The following is a 6,951-nucleotide window of genomic DNA, read 5'->3' on the forward strand; positions in this document are numbered from 1 at the left end:
CCGTCACGCCATGCAGTTCACCGTTCCCCGCGAGCATCCCTGCCTGCCCGGCCATTTCCCGGGACGGCCGCTGGTGCCGGGCGTGGTGGTGCTCGAACACGTGCTGCGCGCGGCCGAGGCCTCCGCCGGCAGGCCGTTGGAGGCATTGCGCCTGCCGCAGGTGAAGTTCATGGCGCCGCTGCTGCCCGGGCAGAGTGCGCGGATCGAACTGGACGGGCACACGCCGCGCTGGAAATTCCGGGTGTGGCGCGGCGACGAGCTGATCGCGCGCGGCGAGCTGGTGGCCGCTGACGGGGGCGCGGTCGCATGAGCGATGCCGACTGGAAGCGCCGGCCCGAGGGCGGCGGCCGCGCCGCGATCCGCCTGATCGCCGGCATCGCCCGCCACGGCGGGCGCGGCATCGGCCGGCTCTGCCTGTATCCCATCACCGCCTATTTCCTGCTGGTGCGCGGCAGCGAACGCCGCGCCTCGCGCGCCTATCTGGGCCGCGCGCTGTGCCGCCGCGCCAGCCTGTGGGACGTGGCGCGGCATATCCATACCTTCGCCGCGACCATCCTCGACCGGGTGTTCCTGCTCGGCGGGCGCATGGACCTGTTCGACATCCGTACCGACGGCACGCAGGCCCTGCTCGAGCAGCTGGACGAAGGCCGCGGCGTGCTGCTGTTCGGCTCGCACCTGGGCAGCTTCGACGCGCTGCGCGCGCTGGGCCGGCAGCGGCCGGACCTGAAACTGCGGGTGCTGCTGGACCGCGCCCACAATGCCGCCATCACCGAGCTGCTGGCCGAACTCGACCCGGGCCTGGCCGCGGGCATCATCGATGCCGGGCAGGGTGGGCCGGCGGTGGTGCTCGCCATCCAGCAGGCGCTGGAGGAAGGCGCGATGGTGGCGCTGCTGGTGGACCGCGCGCGGCCGGGCGAAACCGCCTTGCAGGCGCCGCTGCTCGGCGCGCCGGCGCCGTTCCCGACCGCGCCGTGGCTGATCGCCAGCGTGCTGAAGGCGCCGGTGATGCTGGCCTTCGGCCTGTACCGCGGCGGCAACCGCTACGATCTGCTGTTCGAGCCGTTCGCGCCGGCGCTCGACGTGCCGCGCGCGCAGCGCGCCGAGGCCTTGTCGGCGCTGGTTCACCGTTATGCCGGCAGGCTGGAACAGCATCTGCACGGCGCTCCCTGGAACTGGTTCAATTTCTATGATTTCTGGCATTCAGACGTTCCTCTTTCCGCGCCGCTGGATGCTGGCGACGCTCCTGGCCGCGGGCTGCGGCAGCGTGCCGGCGATGGCGGCCGAGGTTGATGCGGGGTGGATCCTGCGCCAGCTGGCGCAGCCGGCGCCAAGCCAGACCGGCTTCGTCGAACTGCGCGGTTCGGCGCTGCTGAAGGAACCGCTGCGGGTGGAGGGCCAGTACCGCCGCCCGGATGCCGGCACGCTGGTGCGCGAGGTGCGCGCGCCCTACGCCGAAACCACCACGATCGCCGGGGGTCAGGTCAGCATCGAGCGCGCCGGCAAGCCGCCGCGCGTGTTCTCGCTGCAGCGCGTGCCGGAGCTGTCGGACCTGCAGGCCAGCTTCGGCGCCTTGCTGTCCGGCGACCTGGCCGCGCTGGAACAGGCCTATCGCCTGCAGGCGTCCGGCAACGCGCAGCGCTGGCAACTGGTGCTCACGCCCAAGGCGCAGGCGCTGGCCGCACGGGTGCGCGAGGTGACCCTGCGCGGCCGCGACGGCGAGCTGCGCTGCATCGAGACGCAACCGGCACGCGGCGACCTGCAGCGCACCCTGCTCGGCGGCGCGGCCGGTGCCGCCGGCGACGTGCGCCAGGCCGATGCGCTGGCCGCGCTGTGCCATGACGGCGCGCGCGATGGTTCCGCGCCGCCGGGGTCCGCTCAGGACAGGAGCCGCCGTTGAAGTTGACCCCGCGCCGGCGCATCGGCCTGGCGATCGGCTGGATGCTGCTGCTGGGCCTGCTCACCGCCTGGGTGAGCGGGCGCATGCAGGTCAGCGGCGACCTGCGCAAGTTCATGCCCGATGCGCGTACCCCGGCGCAGAAACTGCTGCTCGACGAACTGGGCGAAGGCCCGGGCGCGCGGCTGCTGCTGCTGGCGCTGTCCGGCGCGGCGCCGGAGCAGCTGGCCGCGCAGTCGCGGCAACTGCACGAGGCGCTGGCGGCCGATCCGCAGTTCGAGCTGGTTGCCAATGGCGGGCAGGCCGGGCTGGACGCCTTTCCCGAACGCCTGCTGCCCTACCGCTACCTGATCGACGAGTTGCCCGGCGATGCGTTCAGCGCCGCGAACCTGCACGACGAACTGCAGGCGCGGCTGCAGGACCTGGGCTCGCCGGCCGGCGGGCTGGTCGAACCGCTGCTGCCGTCCGATCCCACCCTGCAGGTGCTGCGCGTGGCCGAAGCGCTGCAGCCGGCCAACGCGCCGCAGCGCATCGACGAGGTCTGGTTCGACCACAGCGGCCGGCAGGCCCTGCTGCTGGTGCAGACGCGCGCGGCCGGCTTCGATCCCGGCGCGCAGCAGCAGGCGGTGGACACGATCGAGGCGGCCTTCGAGCGCATCGCCGCCGGCAGCGGCGGCCGCCTGGAAATGAGCGGGCCGGGCGCGTTCTCGGTGAAGATCGGCAACCGCACCGCCAACGAGGCCGGCGTCATCGGCACCATCGATACGATCGGCATGATCCTGCTGCTGTGGGTCGCCTATCGCAGCTGGAAAATGCCGATCCTGGGGTTCCTGCCGCTGGCCAGCGCTGGCCTGGCCGGGCTGGCCGTGACGGCGTTGGCCTTCGATGGCGTGCACGGCATCACCATCGCCTTCGGCTTCACCCTGATCGGCGTGGTACAGGACTATCCGATCCACTTTTTCAGCCACGAGCGCCCCGGCCGCTCGCCGTGGGACAACGTGCGCGCGCTGTGGCCGACGCTGGGCACCGGCGTGGTCGCCACCTGCATCGCCTACCTGACGTTCCTGTTCTCCGGCGTCGAGGGACTGAAGCAGCTGTCGGTGTTCACCATCACCGCGCTGGCCACCGCGGCACTGGCCACGCGCTACCTGCTGCCGGCGCTGGTCGATCCGGCCACCCGCGACTTCGCCGATTCGGCGTGGCTGGCGCGGCTGTGGCGCCACACCCGGCGGTTGCCGCGCCCGCGGCGTTCGCTGGCGGTGCTGGCAGCGGCAGCGCTGGCGGTGCTGGTGTGGGCGCCGGGGCCGTTCTGGCAGAACGACCTGGGCAAGCTGACGCCGGTGGATACGGCCGACCTGCTGCGCGATGCGCAGCTGCGCGGCGAACTGGGCGCGCCGGACGTGCGTTACGTGATCACCGTGCGCGGCGACGACGCGCAGGCGGCGCTGGCCGCGAGCGAACGACTGCGGCCGGTGCTGGACCAGCTCGTCGCCGACGGCGCACTGGACCGCTACGACATGGCCGCGCGCTACCTGCCCAGCGCCGCGCTGCAGCGCCAGCGCCAGCAGCGGCTGCCGGACGAAGCCACGCTGCGCGGCGCACTGGCCGCGGCGGTGGCGCAGACGCCGTTCCGCGACGATGCCTTCGAACCCTTCGTCGCCGACGTGCAGCGCGCCCGTGGCGCGCCTGCGCTGCAGCCGCAGGACCTGCATGGCACGCCGCTGGCGACCGCGGTCGGTGGCCTGCTGCTGCAGGGCAGCGGCCACGCCACTGCGCTGGTGTCGCTGAGCGGGCTGCGCGACGTGGCCGCGGTGGCGACCAGCGCGCGCCTGCACGGCGCTGAACTGCTGGACCTGAAGCACGCCTCCGAATCGCTGGTGGCCGAATACCGCGGGCGCGTGCTGGCGGCGCTGGCGGTGGCGGTGCTGCTGCTGGCCGCCACGGTGTGGGCGGCGCTGCGCTCGCCGCGCCGCGTGCTGCGCGTATTGCTGCCGATGGCGCTGACCACGCTGGTGGTGCTGGCGCTGCTGCGCGGGGCGGGCATCGAACTGAACCTGTTCCACCTGATCGGGCTGATCCTGGCCGCCGGCCTGGGCCTGGACTACGGGCTGTTCTTCGAGCACGCCGGCGACAGCCTCGCCGACCAGCTGCGCACCCTGCATGGCCTGCTGGTGTGCAGCGCGATGACACTGCTGGTGTTCAGCCTGCTCGGCCTGTCCTCGATCCCGGTGCTGCGCGCGATCGGCAGCACGGTGGCGCTGGGCGTGGTGTGCAATTTCGCGCTGGCGCTGCTGATCTCGCGCGAGCCCTGGCAGGAGGCCGCCGCCGATGCTGGCGCGTGAGGACATCCTGCGGCTGGTGCCGCACCAGGGCGGCATGTGCCTGTGGGACGAGGTGGCCGCCTGGAGCGCCTCGGACATCGCCCTGCGCGCCTTCAACCATCGTGACCCGGCGCACCCGCTGCGCAGCGACGGACGGTTGCGCGCGATCCACCTGTGCGAATACGGCGCGCAGGCGATGGCGGTGCACGGTGGCCTGCGCGTGCGCCAGCGCGGCGGTGCGGTGGTGCCCGGCGTGCTGGTGGCGCTGCGCGATGTGCAGCTGCATGTCGCGCGCATCGACGATCTGGAAGGCGCCATCGAGGCGACCGCGCAGGTACTGGCCGAAGCGGAAACCAGCCAGCAGTACAGCTTCCGCATCACCCATGGCGCGCGCGTGCTGGCCGAAGGCCGCGCCGCGGTGATGCTGCAACCGGACAGCGTGGGAGACGACATGCAGGGAGAGCGGCGATGAACACGAAACGACGCGCACTGGTCACTGGCGGCAGCGGCGACCTGGGCGGGGCGATCTGCCGGCGCCTGGCGGCCGACGGTGCGCACGTGATCGTGCACGCCAACGGCAACCTGGCCCGTGCGCAGGCGGTGGCCGCGGACATCCTTGCGGCCGGCGGCAGCGCGCAGGCGGTGGCGTTCGACGTGGCCGACGGCGAGGCGACCGCCGCGGCGCTGGACGAGCTGCTGGCCGACGGCCCGATCCAGATCGTGGTCAACAACGCCGGCGTACACGACGACGCGCCGATGGCCGGCATGGACGCGGCGCGCTGGCGTCGGGTGATCGACGTTTCGCTGCACGGTTTCTTCCACGTCACCCAGCCGCTGCTGCTGCCGATGGCGCGCACGCGCTGGGGCCGCATCGTCAATGTCTCGTCGGTGGCGGCGGTGCTGGGCAACCGCGGCCAGACCAACTACGCCGCGGCCAAGGCCGCGCTGCACGGCGCCTCGAAATCGCTGGCGCGGGAAATGGCCAGCCGCGGCATCAGCGTCAACGTCGTCGCGCCGGGCGTGATCGAAGGAAAGATGGCGGCCGATGCGTTCCCGCCGGAGATGATCAAGCAGGCGGTGCCCGCCGCGCGCGCGGGAAAGCCGGAAGAAGTGGCGGCGCTGGTCGCCTTCCTGTGCGGCGACGACGCCGGCTACATCAACGGCCAGGTGATCGGCATCAATGGTGGCATGGGGTGAGGGCAGGAGTGGGCGAGGAGCAGTGAGGAGCGGGAAAGGGCAAAAGCCCCGCGCTGCCGCCGCTGCTTTCTCTCACTCTTCATTCACCCCTGGCTTCATCGATCACCGGCGGATGCGCGCGGATCGTGCGGTGCACCTGCCGCACATGGCCGTGGCGCAGCGCCAGCCGCACGATGTGCACGGTGATGCGGGTGAGGTCGCGCAGCGGGCGGAAGTGACTGGGGCGGAAGCATTCGTCGCTGCCGGCGGCGCGGTAGCGCGACTCGATCGGCACCGAGACGCAGCGCGTGCCCAGTTGCCGCGCGGCCGAGATCAGCACCTGCGCCTCGAACACGAAGTCTTCGCCGGGCACCTCGCGCATCGCGATCACCTCGGCCGGGTAGAAACGCTGCCCGCTCTGGCTGTCGGCGACCTGGTAATGCGTGCCCCAGGCCACGCCCCAGTCGCCGAATTCGTTTGCCAGCCGCCGCAGCAGCGGCTGCGAGGCGCGCTTGCGCAGCCGCGCGCCGATGACGATGCAGCCGGGGTGGCGATTGGCGCTGGCCAGCAGCCGCGGCAGGTCGGCGGCGGCATGCTGGCCGTCGCCATCCAGGGTCAGCACGCCGCGCAGGCCGCGCCGCACGGCCTCGGCGAAGCCGCTGCGCAGGGCCTGGCCCTTGCCGCTGCGGCGCGGATGGCGCAGCACCGTGACCGGCAGGTCGGCGATGCAGCCGGCGGTGCCGTCGTCGGAGCCGTCGTCGACCACGATCACGTGCGGGAACCACGCGAGCGCGCCGCTGACCACTTCGCGGATGCGCAGCGCTTCGTTGAGCGCCGGGATCACCACCGCCACCTCGTCGGGGCGCAGCGCCGGTGTGCGGGAATCAGCCATGGCCGATGTCGATCCGCAGCCATTGTTCGATGCCGGCCGGCAGCAGCACCTGTCCGCGCTCCAGCGCGAGCGCTTCCAGCAGCGGCAGCGCCGGTTGCATGGCGTTGCCGGCCAGCAGTTGCGACAGCGGCCCGGCCACGTCATCGGCGTCCGTCCCGGCGTGTTGCACCAGTTCCATGCGCAGCGTCGGCAGGTCGGGGCAGGGCACGCGCGACAGCACCAGGGCGACGCCGAGCAGGCCTTCGCTGGGCGCCACCTCGCCCAGCGGACCGCAGGATGGGCCGTCGTAGGCGACCAGCAGCACCGCCTCGCTGCCGGCGGCCAGCTGCGCCATCGCCTCGACCAGCCCCTGCGCGAAGCTGCCGGAGCCGGCGCTGATCGCGGTGGCCGGCACGTGCGCGCCGGCTCCGATGGTCCAGTAGCCGGCGGCGGCGTTGTGCACCGAGTTGTGGAAGCGGGTGGGCGACACCGCGCGCGGGTCGCTGGCCAGGGTCGCGCACATGTAGTCGGTGATCGACATTTCGCCATGGGTGGAGGCGAATACCGAGGGCAGCGCCGCCGGCTCGCGCCCGGCCGCCTCGCAGGCGGCCAGCGCGGCTTCCAGTGCCACCGCCACCGTGGCCGGCGCGCGGCGGCGCTCGTTCGCGGCCAGCAGCGTGGGCGCCGGC

Annotated in this window: 8 protein-coding genes; 6 read left to right on the forward strand and 2 right to left on the reverse strand. The window is 72.8% G+C overall.

Annotated features, from left to right (window positions below):
• Window positions 1–10: 10 nt before the first annotated feature.
• Genes QMX80_RS06165 through fabG form a run of 6 tightly spaced genes read left to right on the forward strand, consistent with a single transcriptional unit; the run spans window position 11 to window position 5,412 of the window.
• Window positions 11–310, forward strand: a complete 300-nt coding sequence (locus tag QMX80_RS06165) for a hypothetical protein (RefSeq protein WP_282275925.1) — start codon at window positions 11–13, stop codon at window positions 308–310.
• Entirely contained in the window at window positions 307–1,290 is a 984-nt protein-coding gene (locus QMX80_RS06170) for an acyltransferase (RefSeq protein WP_282275926.1), read from the forward strand. Before QMX80_RS06165 ends, QMX80_RS06170 begins: the two co-directional genes overlap by 4 nt.
• Entirely contained in the window at window positions 1,229–1,897 is a 669-nt protein-coding gene (locus tag QMX80_RS06175) for a LolA-related protein (RefSeq protein ID WP_282275927.1), read from the forward strand. Before QMX80_RS06170 ends, QMX80_RS06175 begins: the two co-directional genes overlap by 62 nt.
• Window positions 1,898–1,938: 41 nt before the next feature.
• Window positions 1,939–4,236, forward strand: coding sequence for an MMPL family transporter (locus tag QMX80_RS06180; RefSeq protein ID WP_282275934.1), 2,298 nt, complete (start codon window positions 1,939–1,941; stop codon window positions 4,234–4,236).
• Complete coding sequence (locus tag QMX80_RS06185; protein ID WP_282275928.1) at window positions 4,223–4,687, forward strand: phosphotransferase; 465 nt, start codon at window positions 4,223–4,225, stop codon at window positions 4,685–4,687. The genes QMX80_RS06180 and QMX80_RS06185 overlap by 14 nt, the downstream gene beginning before the upstream one ends.
• Window positions 4,684–5,412, forward strand: a complete 729-nt coding sequence (fabG, locus tag QMX80_RS06190) for a 3-oxoacyl-ACP reductase FabG (RefSeq protein WP_282275929.1) — start codon at window positions 4,684–4,686, stop codon at window positions 5,410–5,412. The genes QMX80_RS06185 and fabG overlap by 4 nt, the downstream gene beginning before the upstream one ends.
• Window positions 5,413–5,491: 79 nt before the next feature.
• Here fabG and QMX80_RS06195 read toward each other — a convergent pair whose 3' ends face one another.
• A complete protein-coding gene (locus QMX80_RS06195) occupies window positions 5,492–6,283 on the reverse strand; it encodes a glycosyltransferase family 2 protein (RefSeq protein ID WP_055767127.1) in 792 nt (263 codons plus the stop codon).
• On the reverse strand, window positions 6,276–6,951 hold a 676-nt coding region (locus QMX80_RS06200; protein ID WP_282275930.1), incomplete at its 5' end, for a beta-ketoacyl synthase chain length factor. The genes QMX80_RS06200 and QMX80_RS06195, both read right to left, overlap by 8 nt.

Source organism: Stenotrophomonas sp. PS02297 (assembly GCF_029959705.1).
GTDB classification, from domain to species: domain Bacteria; phylum Pseudomonadota; class Gammaproteobacteria; order Xanthomonadales; family Xanthomonadaceae; genus Stenotrophomonas; species Stenotrophomonas nitritireducens.